This window comes from Erwinia sp. V71 (genome assembly GCF_965644245.1).
GTDB lineage: Bacteria > Pseudomonadota > Gammaproteobacteria > Enterobacterales > Enterobacteriaceae > Erwinia.
The window spans coordinates 1-16,353 of record NZ_CBFFRK010000020.1 but is presented as its reverse complement, the minus strand read 5'-3'; the positions used below and the strand labels follow the sequence as shown (position 1 = coordinate 16,353).

At 56.0% G+C, this 16,353-nt stretch carries 13 protein-coding genes; 5 read left to right on the top strand and 8 right to left on the bottom strand.

What is annotated here, in order from left to right:
• Window positions 1–27: 27 nt before the first annotated feature.
• Window positions 28–3,930, bottom strand: a complete 3,903-nt coding sequence (hrpA, locus tag ACSZO1_RS06990; RefSeq protein ID WP_437610889.1) for an ATP-dependent RNA helicase HrpA — start codon at window positions 3,928–3,930, stop codon at window positions 28–30.
• A gap of 266 nt (window positions 3,931–4,196) precedes the next feature.
• On the opposite strand from hrpA, the gene azoR reads away from it, so the two are divergent.
• Complete coding sequence (gene azoR / locus ACSZO1_RS06985; RefSeq protein ID WP_437610888.1) at window positions 4,197–4,796, top strand: FMN-dependent NADH-azoreductase; 600 nt, start codon at window positions 4,197–4,199, stop codon at window positions 4,794–4,796.
• A 39-nt stretch (window positions 4,797–4,835) separates the two neighbouring features.
• Here azoR and ACSZO1_RS06980 read toward each other — a convergent pair whose 3' ends face one another.
• Genes ACSZO1_RS06980 through ACSZO1_RS06970 form a run of 3 tightly spaced genes read right to left on the bottom strand, consistent with a single transcriptional unit; the run spans window position 4,836 to window position 7,983 of the window.
• The gene (locus ACSZO1_RS06980) at window positions 4,836–5,159 is read right to left on the bottom strand and encodes a YdbL family protein (protein ID WP_437610886.1); all 324 of its coding nucleotides are present in this window, start codon (window positions 5,157–5,159) and stop codon (window positions 4,836–4,838) included.
• A gap of 12 nt (window positions 5,160–5,171) precedes the next feature.
• The gene (locus tag ACSZO1_RS06975) at window positions 5,172–5,366 is read right to left on the bottom strand and encodes a YnbE family lipoprotein (protein ID WP_437610884.1); all 195 of its coding nucleotides are present in this window, start codon (window positions 5,364–5,366) and stop codon (window positions 5,172–5,174) included.
• Window positions 5,350–7,983 carry a YdbH family protein gene (locus ACSZO1_RS06970; RefSeq protein ID WP_437610882.1) on the bottom strand — a complete coding sequence of 878 codons (2,634 nt, stop codon included), beginning with the start codon at window positions 7,981–7,983 and terminating at the stop codon, window positions 5,350–5,352. The genes ACSZO1_RS06975 and ACSZO1_RS06970 overlap by 17 nt, the downstream gene beginning before the upstream one ends.
• 162 nt (window positions 7,984–8,145) lie before the next feature.
• Between ACSZO1_RS06970 and ACSZO1_RS06965 the strand changes: the two genes are divergently transcribed.
• The gene (locus tag ACSZO1_RS06965; protein ID WP_437610880.1) at window positions 8,146–9,138 is read left to right on the top strand and encodes a 2-hydroxyacid dehydrogenase; all 993 of its coding nucleotides are present in this window, start codon (window positions 8,146–8,148) and stop codon (window positions 9,136–9,138) included.
• Window positions 9,139–9,177: 39 nt separating this feature from the next.
• Here the strand turns inward: ACSZO1_RS06965 and ACSZO1_RS06960 are convergent, their stop codons facing one another.
• Complete coding sequence (locus ACSZO1_RS06960; protein ID WP_437610878.1) at window positions 9,178–9,453, bottom strand: putative hemolysin; 276 nt, start codon at window positions 9,451–9,453, stop codon at window positions 9,178–9,180.
• A 340-nt stretch (window positions 9,454–9,793) separates the two neighbouring features.
• Between ACSZO1_RS06960 and ACSZO1_RS06955 the strand changes: the two genes are divergently transcribed.
• From ACSZO1_RS06955 to ACSZO1_RS06945, 3 genes are all read left to right on the top strand, one after another.
• A complete protein-coding gene (locus ACSZO1_RS06955; RefSeq protein ID WP_437610876.1) occupies window positions 9,794–10,684 on the top strand; it encodes a LysR substrate-binding domain-containing protein in 891 nt (296 codons plus the stop codon).
• Window positions 10,685–10,824: 140 nt separating this feature from the next.
• Window positions 10,825–11,817 (top strand): zinc-dependent alcohol dehydrogenase family protein, encoded by a 993-nt coding sequence (locus tag ACSZO1_RS06950; protein ID WP_437610874.1) that lies wholly within the window; start codon window positions 10,825–10,827, stop codon window positions 11,815–11,817.
• A gap of 266 nt (window positions 11,818–12,083) precedes the next feature.
• Window positions 12,084–12,362, top strand: coding sequence for a putative quinol monooxygenase (locus tag ACSZO1_RS06945; RefSeq protein ID WP_437610872.1), 279 nt, complete (start codon window positions 12,084–12,086; stop codon window positions 12,360–12,362).
• A gap of 199 nt (window positions 12,363–12,561) precedes the next feature.
• Here ACSZO1_RS06945 and dbpA read toward each other — a convergent pair whose 3' ends face one another.
• From dbpA to ACSZO1_RS06930, 3 genes are all read right to left on the bottom strand, one after another.
• Entirely contained in the window at window positions 12,562–13,941 is a 1,380-nt protein-coding gene (dbpA, locus tag ACSZO1_RS06940) for an ATP-dependent RNA helicase DbpA (RefSeq protein ID WP_437610870.1), read from the bottom strand.
• A 131-nt stretch (window positions 13,942–14,072) separates the two neighbouring features.
• Window positions 14,073–14,897: a sugar phosphate isomerase/epimerase family protein gene (locus ACSZO1_RS06935; RefSeq protein WP_437610868.1), complete on the bottom strand. Its 825-nt coding sequence runs from the start codon at window positions 14,895–14,897 to the stop codon at window positions 14,073–14,075.
• A gap of 10 nt (window positions 14,898–14,907) precedes the next feature.
• Window positions 14,908–16,302, bottom strand: coding sequence for a sugar porter family MFS transporter (locus ACSZO1_RS06930; protein WP_437610866.1), 1,395 nt, complete (start codon window positions 16,300–16,302; stop codon window positions 14,908–14,910).
• Window positions 16,303–16,353: the final 51 nt, after the last annotated feature.

Below are 16,353 nucleotides of genomic sequence, written 5' to 3'. Positions count from 1 at the left end.
ACAATGTGGGGGAAGAGCATATCCCTATCACACCGCAATCTGCTCCATCGCCTGCAGAATACGTTTATCCGATACCGGATACGGCGTCCCCAGTTGCTGGGCGAAGTAACTGACACGCAGCTCCTCAATCATCCAGCGAATCGTCTGCACCTCGTCGTCATAACGACGCGCAGGCGGCAGTTTATTCAGCCAGTTCTGCCACGCCTGTTGCACCTGTTCCACTTTCAGCATGCGGGCACGATCGCTGTGCGGATCGGTCGGCAGCTTCTCCAGACGTCGTTCGATGGCCTGCAGATAACGCAGGGTATCTGGCAGACGCTTCCAGCCATTGCCGGTGACAAAGCCGCGATACACCAGCCGGTCCATCTGCGCTTTCACATCCGACAACGCCAGCGCCATCGTCATATCCACACGCCCTTTCAGACGCTTATTGATACTGAAGATAGTGGTCAGAATCTGCTCCACCAGTTGCGCAATCTCCACCACCGTCTCATTCAGTTCTGCACGCACTTTATCGTGCAGACGGGTGTAGTCCGCTTCCTGCCAGCTCGGGCCACCGAATTCCGCCATCAGCTTATCGACGCCGCAGGCTATACAGTCGTCGATCAGCTCCAGCACCTTGCCGTAAGGGTTAAAATAGAGTCCCAGTTTGGCTTTATTCGGCAGTTTTTCATGCAGATACTTAATCGGCGATGGAATATTCAGCAGCAACAGGCGACGCTGTCCGCGCCACATCATCTTCTGCTGCTCCTGCGGGCTGTCGAACAGACGAATCGCCACACTGTCTTTTTCATCCACCAGTGCAGGCCAGGCTTTCACGCTGTAATTGCCACGTTTTTGCTCGAAATGGTCTGGTAAATCGCCAAAACTCCACAGATGCAGACCACTCTGTTCCAGTCCGTCATCCGCCACCTGCGACAGGGTTTCCTGCACCTTTCCCTTCAGCGATTCACGCAGTGCGGTAAGATCTTTACCTTCCTGCAGCTTACGATTGTTTTCATCAACCACGCGGAAAGTGATTTTCAGGTGATCGGGCACCTGATCCCACTGCCAGGCATCACGCGGGAGGGTCACTCCGGACATGCGGCGGAATTCGCGTTCCAGCGCCTCCAGCAGCGGCATTTCCAGTGGCGTTACGCGATCGAGAAACGCTTCCGCATAGTTCGGCGCCGGCACAAAGTTACGGCGTAACGGTTTCGGCAATGACTTAATCAGCGCAATCACCAGTTCGCGGCGAATGCCCGGGATTTGCCACTCAAAGCCCGCCTCTTCCACCTGATTCAGCAACGGCAGCGGGATATAGACGGTGACGCCATCAGCATCCGCACCCGGTTCAAACTGATAACTCAGGCGCAGCTTGAGATTGCCCTGATGCCAGAAATTCGGGTAATCCAGCTTGCTGACATTGCCCGCGCCCTCTTTAATCAGCATCTCTTTGGCGAAGTTGAGCAGTTCCGGCGTCTCTTTGCTGGCGTTTTTCCACCAGCTGTCAAAATGACGGGCAGACACCACCTCATGGCCGATACGCTGGTCATAGAAAGCAAACAGCGTTTCGTCATCCACCAGAATATCGCGCCGGCGCGACTTGTGTTCCAGCTCTTCAATCTCACTGCGCAGTTTCAGGTTCGCTTTGAAAAACGCATGACGCGTCTGCCAGTCACCTTCCACCAGCGCATGGCGGATAAACAGCTCGCGCGACAGTGCCGGATCGATCTGGCTGTAGTTCACTTTGCGCGCAGCCACAATCGGCAGGCCATACAGCGTGACTTTTTCCATCGCCATCACCGCGCCCTGCGCTTTTTCCCAGTGTGGTTCGCTGTAGCTGCGCTTCAGCAGATGCTGCGCCAGCGGTTCAATCCACTCTGGCTCAATACGCGCGGCAATCCGTCCCCACAGGCGGCTGGTTTCCACCAGTTCGGCGACCATGGTCCATTTCGGCGGCTTCTTAAACAACGCGGAACCGGGGAAGATGGCGAAACGGGCATTACGCGCGCCGGTAAATTCCTGCTTTTCCGCATCCTTCTGACCAATATGCGACAGCAAACCGCTTAACAGCGCCAGATGCACCTCGCGGAACTCTGCAGGTTCGCTGTTAACCGGCAGTCCCAGTTCACGCACCACCTGGCGCAGCTGGGTATAAATATCCTGCCATTCGCGCACGCGCAGGTAGTTAAGGAAATCAGTTTTACACTGACGACGGAACTGGCTCGAGGACAGCGCTTTCTGCTGCTCCTGCAGATAGTTCCACAGATTGACGAACGCCAGGAAATCGGACTCTTTATCGGCAAAACGACGATGTTTCTCGTCAGAGGCCTGCTGTTTTTCAACCGGGCGTTCGCGCGGGTCCTGAATCGACAATGCGGCGGTGATGATCATCACTTCACGCACGCAGCCATGATTCTGCGCCGCCAGCACCATCCGCGCCAGGCGCGGGTCAACAGGCAGTTGTGCCAGCTGACGACCGGATGCCGTCAGCTTGTACTGCTGACCATCTGGCTGCGTAATCGCCCCCAGTTCTTCCAGCAGGCGCACACCATCCTGAATATTGCGTTTATCCGGTGCTTCGACAAACGGGAAGGCGCTGATATCGCCCAGCCCGAGCGCGGTCATTTGCAGAATAACCGAGGCAAGGTTGGTGCGCAGAATCTCCGGATCGGTAAATTCCGGGCGATTATTGAAATCCTCTTCCGCATACAGGCGGATACAGATCCCTTCCGATACACGGCCACAACGCCCTTTACGCTGATTAGCAGACGCCTGTGAAACCGGCTCAATCGGCAGGCGCTGCACTTTGGTGCGGTAGCTGTAACGACTGATACGCGCAGTGCCGGGGTCGATAACATATTTGATGCCCGGCACCGTCAGCGAGGTTTCTGCCACGTTGGTCGCCAGCACGATACGGCGGCCCACATGCGGCTGGAACACCCGGTTCTGCTCGGCATTCGACAGCCGCGCATACAGCGGCAGCACCTCGGTATGCGGCAAATCCCGTTTCATCAGTGCATCGGCAGTATCGCGGATTTCACGCTCACCGCTCATAAAAATCAGAATATCGCCGTGCCCCTCCTCGCCCAGCTCATCCACCGCATCAAAAATGGCCTGCAGCTGGTCACGGTCACTGTCGTCACCGTCTTCCATCATCGGGCGATAGCGTACTTCCACCGGATACGTCCGGCCGGAGACTTCGATAATCGGCGCGTTATTGAAATGGCGCGAAAAACGCTCAGGGTCGATGGTTGCGGAGGTAATAATGATTTTGAGGTCGGGACGGCGCGGCAGCAGCTCACGCAGGTAACCCAGCAGGAAATCGATATTCAGGCTGCGTTCGTGGGCTTCATCGATAATGATGGTGTCATACTGCATCAGCAGACGATCCTGCTGGATTTCTGCCAGCAAAATACCGTCAGTCATCAGCTTCACCTGCGTGGTGTCGCCCACCTGGTCGTTAAAACGCACCTTATAGCCGACACAACCGCCGAGCGAGGTTTCCAGCTCGTCGGCAATACGGTTCGCCACCGTGCGTGCTGCCAGACGGCGCGGCTGGGTATGACCAATCAGCCCTTTGATGCCGCGTCCCAGCTCCAGACAAATTTTCGGCAGCTGAGTGGTTTTCCCCGAACCGGTTTCACCGGCGACAATCACCACCTGGTGATCGCGAATCGCCTCAGCAATCGCCTGTTTTTTCTGGCTAACCGGCAGATTATCTGGAAAGGTGATTTTCGGCGTGGCCGCCTGGCGCAGCGCTACGCGCTGTTCCGCTTCGGCTATCTCTTTCAGCAGGTCGTCGGCAATGCCCTGCTGCGCTGCGGCATTTTTGACCTTTTTCGCGCCGTGCAGGCGGCGCTGAAGACGCTGGCGGTCGCGCAGCATCAGATTATCCAGTCGCGACCAGAGCGCCTGTAAAGGGGAATTGTTGCTATGTTCAGACATGCGTGTTCAGTACCTGGTTGCTGCGGCAGCAGTTAATTATCAGAGGAAGCGCCACCGCCATATGCCAGCTGTGCTGGCTGTCAGTTATTTATCAGTCGGCGCGCAGTTTAGCACAGGGGATTAAATGTGATCGCCATCTCTCAGTATGATTGTTCAATATTTTCGAACATAGGTCTCGAAATATTGCGCTATCACTGCGCCATAAATACTCCTACAGTGTAAATCATTGAGCGGACAGCCTCCGCGTTAACAGACAGGAAATAATCATGAGTAAAGTATTAGTTCTGAAATCCAGTATTCTCGCCGGTTATTCACAGTCAGGTCAGCTGGCTGATTTCTACGCTGAAGAAGCGAAAGCCGCAGGCAATCAGGTAACCGTGCGTGACCTGGCTGCAAATCCAATCCCGGTACTGGATGGTGAACTGGTTGGCGCACTGCGTCCGTCCGATGCACAGCTGACCCCACGTCAGCAGGAAGCACTGGCGCTGTCTGATGAACTGATTGCTGAACTGCAGGCACACGACACCGTGGTAATTGCTGCACCAATGTACAACTTCAACATCCCAACGCAGCTGAAAAACTATTTCGACCTGATTGCCCGTGCTGGTGTTACTTTCCGTTACACCGAAGCAGGCCCGGAAGGTCTGGTGAAAGGCAAACGCGCTGTGATCGTGTCCAGCCGTGGTGGTATCCACAAAGACACCCCAAGCGACCTGCTGACGCCATACGTTAAACTGTTCCTGGGCTTTATCGGTATCACTGATGTGAACTTCGTGTTCGCAGAAGGTATCGCTTACGGTCCGGAAGTGGCGACCAAAGCAACTACCGACGCGAAAGACGCCATCAAGCAGATCGTTGCGGCTTAAGTCTTTCTCCTTCCCCCGCCACGCGGGGGAAGGAAATGATTACTCTTTCTTCAGCCACTGCCCGTTAATACCCCGCACATATTCCCCCGACTGCGCTCTCTGCACCAGCTTCTCACCGGCAATCCGCGCCACTTCGGCCGTCGACAGATTATTGCGGCTCGCCAGCTGCCGATACTGCTGCTCACGCCCCTGATTGATTTTTGCCACCAGTGCCAGCGTGTCAGTGTCCTGTTTAATCGCCGCAATATAACCACTCAGGGTTTCCCCTACCCGTCCCTGCTGGCGTGCTTCATCCAGCGATAACGCCCACGCCGACGGTGACAGCAACACGCCCAACAGCACCAGCCAGATTACCTTCTTCATCGCCAGCTCCCGTTAGAACAGATCGCTTTGGTTTTTCAGCAGGGCTTCCACATCTTTATCAACCCGGATATGGATTTCATGCTCAATTTTGACATTCATATTGATGGTGATCGGCTCTTTCGGCGCGGCAACCTCAATGCGCGGCACGCAGCCTGCCAGCACACCGGTCAGCGGCAGCAGCCACAACGCCTTAGTTATTGGTGTCATCACTCTTGATTTCCTTTTGCGACGGCAGAGTGGCATTTTGCTCCACCCATGATTGCAGATTATCGCCAAAGCGCAGACTGCGCCACAGCTGAAACAGATTCTCGCGATGGGTGTAATTCAGCGACACGCGCTGCGTTTTATCGCTGAAACGGCTGCTGCCATCCACGCGCGCCTGCATGGTCAGTTCGCCGAGATTACTGAGATTAAGGGTGGCCCACGAGCGTGATATTTCCATATAGCGCAGCCAGTCCATTGCCGCGCCGGCAGCCATATTATTGCCGGAAATCGCATCGGCCATCGCCGGATCAATGCGCAGCGTCAGCGGGCCGTGGTTGGCAATCCAGCCCTCTTTCACCAGCCACTGCGGATGATTGAGCCACAGCGGCAGTGCGCCATTGACCCGCCCGGACATGGCGATTTGTTTCGGTTTAATCGCCGTAATCAGTTCACTGAGATCGATATCGCGCAGCTGAATGGTGGCAGCCTGATGCTGCGGCAATGCCAGTTGTGCCATCATCAGTTTGCCGCCCAGCAGATCCACACTGACATCGGTTAAGCGCAGTGGCTGCTGTTCACTCCACGGATAATGCCCCTGCAAATCGGCCGCCACATTGGCAATCGAGAACTGATTTTTAATCTCTTTGATACGCAGCGACACCGGGCCACGCAGGCCGAAGGTCCACTGATGATCTTTCAGGCGGAACGGCAGCGAGAAGTCGACACCGTTAATCTCATTATCCGGCATCCAGAGACTGCCATTACTGACCACCCAGTGGCCGCCCGCCTGGAACCCCTGCCCGGCCGCGGCAGAGAAGGCCACCTGCGCTTTCAGCGTGCCGGACTGAATCTTCATTTTCAAATCACGACTCAGCAGTGGCTGGAAGACGATCAGCGCCTGTGCGGGCCACCACGCCTGACCACGCAGGCGTTCGCCATCCCAGCGTCCGTTGACCTGCACCGGGCCTATCGCCTCAGCGTTCAGATTGCCACGGAATAAAAAGCCCGCCGGATCGCGCCCTTTCAGCTGAACATCGAGCGTCGCAGGTGGCAGAAAACCACCAGCGCTAAAGGTGGTTTGCTGCGCCGCCAGCTGCAGTGCGCCGGTAAATGCCGGATCATCCTGCGCACGCTGCCAGCGCAACGGTGCAGTAAGCGTCAGGCGCGGCGCGTTGACATGCACCATGCCGTAACTGAGTTGGTCGAAGCCGGTTGACAGTGTATCCAGTTCAATGGTGCTCTGCTGCCAGCTGCCCGTCCCCGTGGCATCCCATTCTGCCGCCAGAGGTGCCATATAGCCTTTGCCCCAGTAGCGCCAGTTCCAGCGCCCCTGGTCTGGCCAGAAGTCACTGGCGCGCCCGTCCAGATGCAGGGTAAAGCGCCCCATTTCTGGATCGTGCGCCTGCAGAATTGCCTGTAAACGACCGGAAATGCCCGCCGACGACACCTTAACCCCCGCCAGCGGCCAGCGTGCTTCATCCACTTCCAGCGTAGACAGCAGACGGCCCCGCATCCGCAGCAACGCGCCAGGATGCAGTGCCAGCTGCGGCGCCAGCAACGGGCCGGATATCTCGCCAGGCAGTGAACTGTAAAACTGTAAATCCGCCAGTTTGCTTTCACCGGTCAGGCGCAGCGGTAGCTGGCTGTTGAGCATATCCAGATGACCCGGCCCGACGGTCAGCACCACGTTGCCCTTACCACCGCGTCCGCTGGTGAGCAGGTTGAGACGCGCCTGGATTTCTGTCGCTGCCAGTCCCTGCTGCCAGTTATCCAGCGTCAGCGCAATGCCACCAGACAGCGGCTGAGTGCCATACGGCCAGCGCCAGCTGCCCTGTTCGATGGTGATTTGTTGCGGCGTGATTTGCCACGGCACGCTCAGCAGCGGCGTGGCATTCTCTGGCGCGTTAACCTGTAAGGTGCCGCGCTGCTGCTGCCAGCTCAGCTGCACACTCAGTGGCTGCGGCAGGCCCTGCAGCGCCAGCGCACCATGTAACTGACCGGCTTGCGGCAGATGATCGGGGATAAGCGGCAGGGTTAACTGACCATCGAGCTCCACCGGCTGCGCCAGTGCCGGATGGCGAATACTCAGTTGTGCAATATCCAGCGTCTGTTCCTGCAACCGGGCAGCGAGCTGCAGATTGTCACCACGGTACACCAGTTGCTGTTGCTGTTCATCGAGCGTCAGTTGTAACTTCCCGGCGTATTGCTGATAAGGCGCGATCACCAGCTGATCAATCGTGACGCGGGCGGACGGCAGCATCGACTGCCACTCGGCCAGCGAACGCGGTGCGGCGGGGTTTTCCTCTGCAGGGAGTTTACTCAGACAGGGCGTATTGAGACTCAGCTGTGCGGCACTCGCCTGCCAGCGCTGGTTATCACGGGTTAAGTGAACATCGCTGAGTGCCGCCAGTTCGCAGTCAGCGGCATAGTAACGCACGCCCGGCAGCCAGATACCACCGTCACGCCAGCGCGGGTTGCCGTCCAGCTCCATATGACTGCCGGGTGGCAGCCAGATGCCCGCCAGCTGCGGCAGCCACTGCGTGACCGTCAGCATCAGGCCGGCCAGCAGCAAAATCAACGCCAGCAGCGCAGCAGTGAATCGTAAAAAGCTCCGTCTCATGGCTCCGAATCATCACCCACCGTTTTCATCCTGCATGGATGATGGCATGTAACCGCCCGGGGGTGAAGTTTTAACAAAAATAATCCCCCAGGAATCCTCTCTCTTTTCCCTCTGCTCAGCATGTTACACTCAATTCAGTGGTTCTTTAAAAGGAGCGTAACGATGAAACTTGCGGTGTACAGCACAAAACAATATGACCGTAAATATCTCGAACAGGTGAACGAAAGCTACGGCTATGAGCTGAAGTTTTTTGATTTCCTGCTGACTGAGCATACGGCGAAAACCGCTATCGACTGCGACGGTGTCTGCATTTTTGTCAATGATGACGGCAGCCGGGCGGTGCTTGAAGAGCTGGCAGCGCTGGGGGTGAAATTTATCGCACTGCGCTGTGCCGGCTTTAATAATGTCGATCTTGATGCAGCAAAAGCACTAGGACTGAAAGTAGTACGGGTGCCCGCCTACTCACCGGAAGCGGTGGCGGAACACGCCATTGGGATGATGATGACGCTGAACCGGCGCATTCATCGCGCGTATCAGCGTACCCGTGATGCCAACTTCTCGCTGGAGGGGTTAATCGGTTTTAATATGCATGGCCGTACTGCCGGGGTAATTGGCACCGGCAAAATCGGTATCGCCGCGCTGCGTATTCTGAAGGGTTTCGGCATGCGCCTGCTGGCGTTTGATCCCTACCCGAATCCCCAGGCGCTGGAGCTGGGTGCGGAGTATGTTGATATCAAAACGCTGTTCCGTGAGTCCGATGTTATCAGCCTGCACTGTCCACTGACACCGGAAAATCATCACCTGCTGGATGCCACGTCATTTAGCCAGATGAAAGATGGCGTGATGATTATCAATACCAGCCGCGGTGGCCTGATTGATTCACAGGCGGCAATTGATGCCTTAAAACAGCAGAAAATTGGTTCGCTGGGAATGGACGTGTATGAAAATGAACGCGATCTGTTCTTTGAGGACAAATCGAATGACGTGATTCAGGATGATGTGTTCCGTCGCCTGTCAGCCTGTCATAACGTGCTGTTTACCGGTCATCAGGCGTTTCTTACCGCTGAGGCACTGACCAGTATTTCGGCAACCACGCTGGAAAATCTGCGTCTGCTGGCGAAAGGCGAACCCTGCGCCAACGAAATCACCGCCTGACGGCGTTCCGGGTCACGGTTGTGGCCCGGTTTTCTTTTCTCAGAAGCGCGCGCAGCTGCCGTTCAGCAGTGCCGTCTCGCTGCAACGACGTCCGTTCGCCATCTGACACATACCCACTGACGAGCCATCCAGCTGACGCGAAAACGCCAGCGTGCCGCCTGCACTGGCACAATTAGACGTGGCGACAGCAGACATGCTGACCGCAGCCGGAACGTGGGCGGCAGTGGCCTGTTGCGGCGGTTCATTATCGACGTTGCTGCTGCATGCGGCTAACAGCAGCGCCGCGCCGGCCAGCAGAAAGGTGGCTGCTTTCATGTGTCAGGCTCCGGAAAATGGGCGAAAAAACCTTGCCAGCATAAGCCACGATGCGGATCAGGTCGAGTGGTGAAATACTGTTTTGGCTAATTAATTTAAAAAAATGCAATAGCTGGCGTTCTGAATGTCGGCATTTTTCAGACAATACGCGCCAGAAAACACTCGCTGTATGCGATAACGGCGGCAACCCGTTAAACCTGCGATCACGCAAACTATGTTATTTTCATGGTCACAATGCTCTGAAGCGGCAGGTCGACCTGCGCGAAAATCACATCCTGTGCATACAGGACAGAACTGAGCAGAGACGACGGGTATCAGGTGGGATGGCATGCGGGCAAACATGATTGAATACATTAATATTTTTGTGCAGGTTGTTGAACAGGGCAGCTTCACCAAGGCTGCAGATATCCTGCAGCTCCACCGCCCGGCCGTCAGTAAGGCGATTCAGCAGCTGGAAGATGACCTCGGGGTAAAACTGATTCAGCGTACGACACGCAAGCTGAACGTGACGGCTGAAGGTGATGCGTTTTATCAGCGTTCGAAACATCTTATCGCCGAAGTGGATGACATGATGGCGAACTTTTCACCCACCCTGCCACCCCGCGGCAGGCTGAGACTGGATGTGCCGCTGGCACTGAGCCACACCATTCTGATCCCTCATCTGGCAGAGTTCACCACCCGCTATCCTGATACCGACGTGGTACTGGTTTCTTCAGATAAAAAAACCGATCTCATTGCTGAAAGCGTGGACTGTGTCGTGCGTCTCGGTGAGTTACCGGACTGCAGTTTTATTTCCCGGCGACTGGGTGAAATACGCATGGTCACCTGCGCAGCACCCGCCTATCTGAAGCAGCACGGAACACCATCCAGCCTGGCGGATCTGGACAACCATAAGGCGATTAATTTCTTCAGCGATCACAGCCGCGAAGTGATGGAGTGGAAATTTACAGATAACGGTGAGATCGTTTCACGCCGCCCCACCAGCAGCGTGCTGGTCGATAATTCAGATATCCTGCTGTCCTGTGCTTTGGCCGGACTCGGTATTATCCAGGCGACCTGTAATGCCCTTGCTCCCCATATCGCGTCGGGCAGACTGACGGAAATCCTGACCCAGTATCCTCCGGTATCGAAGCCGGTGTCGGTCATGTATCCCGACAGGCGCTATCTTGCGCCAAAGGTACGGGTGTTTATCGACTGGTTCAGCGGGATATTGTCTCTGCAGCGTAGCTGAGGCTGATTGTTACGAAATCAATAACAGTGAAGTTCCTTCGCGACTATTTTTACTCCGCTCACCACCCCGTAGAGTGCACGCAGATGAACCGGGCATACTCCCCTTTTGCGGGTATGCCGTTAACCTGCGAGGTCTGACAAATGTCTAAAGTGGTGACGTTCAACCGTACCGGCGGTGCGGAAGTGCTGGAAATTATTGATGTGCAGGTGCCTGCACCGGCAGCCAGCGAGGTGCGGATTCGTGTCCATGCGATCGGCCTTAATCGGGCAGAAATCATGTATCGCAACGGCCAGTATGTTATTGCGCCGGTATTCCCTGCCCGGCTTGGCTATGAGGCCGCTGGCGTGGTCGACGCTGTCGGCGAAAATGTAAACCAATTCTCCCCAGGCGATCGGGTCAGCGTCATCCCCTCTTTTATGTTCAGTGAGTACGGGATGTATGGTGAAGTGGTTAACGCACCCGTCCATGCCGTGGTTAAGCATCCGGAAAATCTCTCTTTTGAAGAGGCCGCCGCCAGCTGGATGATGTACGTGACCGCCTACGGCGCACTGGTCGAGTACGGCAGGCTGCAGGCGGGTCAGAATGTGGTGATCCGTGCAGCCTCCAGCAGCGTCGGGCTGGCCGCGATTCAGATTGCCAGGATGCTGGGAGCCAGACCGATTGCGTTAACCCGCAGCAGCGATAAACGCGAACTGCTGCTGAACGCAGGTGCGGCCGCGGTTATCGCCACCGCCGAACAGGATATGGTCGCCGAAATCAGTCGCGAAACCGCGGGTCAGGGAGCGCATATCGTCTTCGATCCTGTGGGCGGCCCGGACGTGGCGAAGCTGACTCAGGTGATGGCGCCTCAGGGCATGTTTTTCCAGTATGGCGCGCTCGACAGCCGCGACATGCTCGTTCCCGTGTTTGATATTCTTGGCAAACACCTCACGCTGCGCGGCTATGAACTGTTCGAAATTACGACTGACCCGGAGAAAATGGCGCGCGCGAAGTCCTTCGTCAGCGCAGGACTGCGTTCTGGCAAGCTGAAACCGGTGATTGATAAAACCTTCACTCTGGATGAGATCGCCGATGCACAGCGTTATATGGAAACCAATGGTCAGGTGGGCAAAATCGTGGTGACCATAAAGTGATGCCTTTTTCTGCATCCCTGTGCCACCGGGAATGACTTCTCTGCCAGATGCGCAGCGCAGTAACCTCTCCGGGAGCATCATCCGGCAGCGTATTCTCAATCATTGCTCTTTATTGCTTACACCCCTTGTCGCGATCACGGGTATGATTTAACACAGCGTCACGGTCAGCGGCGGTAAAGGATGACCGGAGAGGAAGTGAGAACGGAGTCGTTTCAGGGTGGCAGCGGCAACACCGCTGCACTCATCATAATGACAGGAGAGAAGAAATGAGCGTAATGATTGTTGCTAAATTTGTTGCCACCCTGGGAAAAGCCGATGAGCTGAAAAAAGTGCTCAGCGCCTGTATCGCCCCGAGCCGCGCGGAAGCGGGCTGCGTGCATTACGATCTCTATCGCAGTACGGAAGATGGCAATGTGTTCCTGTTCCATGAAACCTGGCAAAGCGCAGAGGCGATTGCCGAACATGAACAGCAGCAGCACTTTAAGGCGCTGGTGAAAGGCTGTGACGGCTTGCTGCAACGCGCGCCAGAAGTGACGAAATACTAAAATATAGCGTGGTCTTGAGCCAACAGGCAGCTCATCAGCCCGAAGTGCAGGGAACACGGTCAGAAGAGGAAAGCGTCCCGCGCCAGGGATGGCGCGGGCCGAGCGGTCATGGATGACGCAAAGCGACTTTCCGATCTGACCGTGTTCCCTGGGCAGGCACGGTGTCCAAACCATCACCCTGCGATATGAAATGTAATGCCTACTTCAGCAAACGTGCCCGGCAGGTTTTCCCTTTAATTTTCCCCTGCAGCAGTTGCTTCAGTGCCTGCCGTGCAACATCCACGCGAATCGCGACATAAGCATGGGTCTGCGTCAGGGCAATTTTCCCTACCTGCTCCCCCGCCAGGCCGGCATCACCGGTCAACGCGCCCAGGATATCGCCCGGACGCATTTTCGCTTTACGGCCACCATCAATGCACAGTGTTGCCATCGCGGCCGGCATCGGCTTCGGTTTCTGTGATTTCAGTTCTGCTGATGGCTGCCAGTTCAGTTTCATCTGCAGATAATCTTCCAGTGCATGGGCGCGCACCATCTCATCTGCGGCCACAAAACTGACCGCTTTGCCCTCTTGCCCGGCGCGGGCCGTACGGCCGATACGATGCACATGCACTTCCGGATCAAACGACAGCTGGTAGTTCACCACCATTTCAAGTTCTTTAATATCCAGCCCGCGCGCCGCCACATCTGTCGCCACCAGCACCCGGCTGCTGCCGTTGGCAAAGCAAATCAGCACCTGATCACGATCGCGTTGCTCCAGGTCGCCATGCAGCGCCACCGCGCTAATCTGGCTGTCGGTCAGGGCATCAGCGATATCGTCGCATTCACGTTTGGTATTGCAGAACACCACACAGGAGGCAGGCTGCTGCTGACTAAGCAGACCGATCAACAGTGACAGCTTTTCACGGTTGCTGGCTTCATAAAACGTCTGCTCAATGGCAGGCAGTTCGGCAGCATCGTCTGTCGCTACTGCCAGCGGATCGCGCTGCACGCGGCTGCTGATATTGGCGATATCCTGCGGCCAGGTGGCAGAGAACAGCAGCGTCTGACGCTGTTCTGGCGTATAGCGGATAATCGCGTCGATATCGTCGCGGAATCCCATCTCCAGCATGCGGTCGGCTTCATCCAGCACCAGCGTGGCGATATTATCCAGATTCAGGTTTTCACGTTTCAGGTGATCCAGAATACGTCCCGGCGTACCCACCACAATATGCGGCGCGTGTTGCAGCGAGTCGCGCTGCACATTCATTGGCTGTCCGCCGCACAGGGTGAGGATTTTGATGTTGGCGGTAAAACGTGCCAGACGGCGTAACTCGTTGCTGACCTGGTCGGCTAGTTCACGCGTCGGGCACAGCACCAGCGACTGAGTGCGGTACTGCGTCGCATCGATCTGTTGCAGCACACCAAGACCAAACGCAGCCGTTTTGCCACTGCCGGTTTTCGCCTGCGCACGCACATCGCGCCCGGCAAGAATGGCAGGCAGTGCAGCGGCCTGAATAGGCGTCATCGCCTGATAGCCCAGTTCGGCAAGGTTAGCGAGCTGGCTGGCGGGAAGTTGCGTCAGGGTAGAAAATGCGGTCACAAGATACTCTCTGCAGAAATCGGGCGGTTGATGGCGCGTAGTCTAGCAGAAAGTGGCGATAAACGATGCGGGAAAGTCAGCCAGCGATAATACCGCCTCACACACAGCACACTGCGAGGCGGTTTCTGCTGTTAACCGGTATAGCGCGTCATATTTTCCATGACTTCACGTGCCAGCTGATGATGGTCCATTTCCCAGCAGGCCGGGCTGAACAGCTCCGCCGACCAGACGCCATCAAAACCGGTCGCCTTCACCGCATCAGTCCAGGCCTGAATATCGATATCCCCTTCCCCCGGCATATACGCGCGCAGCACCGTCTCTTCCCATGCCTCGCCTGCCCGCGGTGTACGGCCGTCACAGAAATGCACACCAAAAATCAGCGCCGGATCGAGCACGGCAACATCCTCCGGCCGTGTTGTTCCCGTGGCGTACAGATGCCAGAAATCAATCACCAGCCCGACATTATATTTACCGATGCGGCGTATCACCTCCAGCGCCTGCGACATCCGGTTAAACTGAGTATGGGCAATCACTTCAATCTGATAACGCACGCCATACTGCTGGCCAATGGCGGCAATCTCAGCAATATTTTCCGTCATGATGTCCATAATCTGCGGCTGTGGCAGATGATCAATGCCATGCTGTGCCAGAATCTGAATCGTCGGACATGCCAGCTCAGCAGCGACCTGCGTCAGCCGTGTTGCCTCCGCCAGCATCGTCCGTTTCTGTTCGCCCTGATAACGCTCGATATCAATCAGCGCATTCAGGCAAACAGTCTGCAGATGATGGCCGTGAACAATTTTTTTCAGCGCCGCCGTGCTGCCACCGTTGTCGAGATAACGCAGCAGTTTATAGTGCAAAAATTCCAGCCCGTCGTAGCCGGTTTCCGCGGCAATCCGCGCCTCGGTGACCACATTGCAATAGTGGGTGGAAATACCATGGAGTGCTTTAATCATGATTTGCCTCTTATTTTTGTGAAACCGGGGTGGTGGAAGCCGCGGCCTGGCGCGGTTTCAGCTGCTGCGCAATCCGTTGTTCAATATCCTCAAGCGCCACACCCCGGGTTCCCGGTACAAAGCGCATCAGAAACAGCAGGCAGAACAGATTCAGTGCGGCAAAGATCCACATGCTGAACGCGCCGTGAAAGGCCTGCTGCAAAGCAGGAATTTCATTGATGACCGGGAAGAACTGAGTCACCAGAAAGTTGAAAATCCACATCAGCCCGACCGCCAGTCCCATGCCATAGCCTTTCATGCGTGGTGGGAAAATTTCCGCAATCAATACCCAGCAGCCTGCCCCCCAGCTGATAGCAAACATCACCATAAACAGCAGCGCGGCGAAAATGGCCAGATACCCCCCCTGCTGGCTGTACATACTCCATGACAGCAGCAGTACGGCCACCAGCGAACCGACCGTACCGGCTTTCATGACCGGTAAACGACCAAAGCGGTCGAAAAGGCTCATCCCGGCAAACGCCCCCAGCGCATTCAGCAAACCGATAAAAATGGTCTGGAACAGAATAGTGTCTTTACTGATGTCCCCGGTCTGCAAAATCAGCGGCGCGTAATACATCACAATGCTGGCCCCGGTTAACTGCTGCAAAATGGCAATTGCGCAGCCAATCAGTAAGGCATAACGCAGCACCTGATTGCTAAGGATCTGACGCAACTGACCGCCCGCTTTCGCCGTTACAGGTTCCGCCGCGCGGGCAGCAAAAATCTGCCGTGCTTCCTGTTGATTCATACCGGGATAGATAGGCGACAATACCCGCAACGCCCGCTCATGCTGACGCTGACTGATACACCACTGCGGCGATTCCGGCAGGATCAGGGTACAAATCAGCATCAGTGCGACAGGAACAAACTGTGCACCCAGCATCCAGCGCCAGCCTTCGTCCGCCAGCCAGGCATCGCTCATTCCGCGTGCAATCAGATAGTTAACGAGAAACACCAGCGTTTGTGATCCCACCAGCGAGAGATTAAAGATGCCGGAGGCTTTACCGCGAATACTGGCAGGTGAGATTTCGCTCATATACATCGGCGCGACCGTGCCCGCCAGGCCAATGCCCAGACCAGCAATAATGCGTGCAACAGAAAACAGTGCAAAAGAGTCAGCGAAGGTTGTACCTGCGGCAGAAAGTGCAAAGGCAAAGGTTGCCAGCAGCAGGACGGGTTTTCTGCCGAAACGGTCAGCCAGTCTGCCTGCCGCCAGCGAACCGAGAATACAACCGACAAAAATACTGGAAACCACCCAACCGGTTTGTGAAGGATCGAGCTGAAAATATGTCTGAATCGAATCGACCGTACCGGAAATCACTCCGGTCGAGTAACCGAACATCGCGAATTCAGATAATAAGTGCAACGCTTGGTCATGTGGATGGAGGGACGGTTAGCTACCGATAAGCTATCCTGC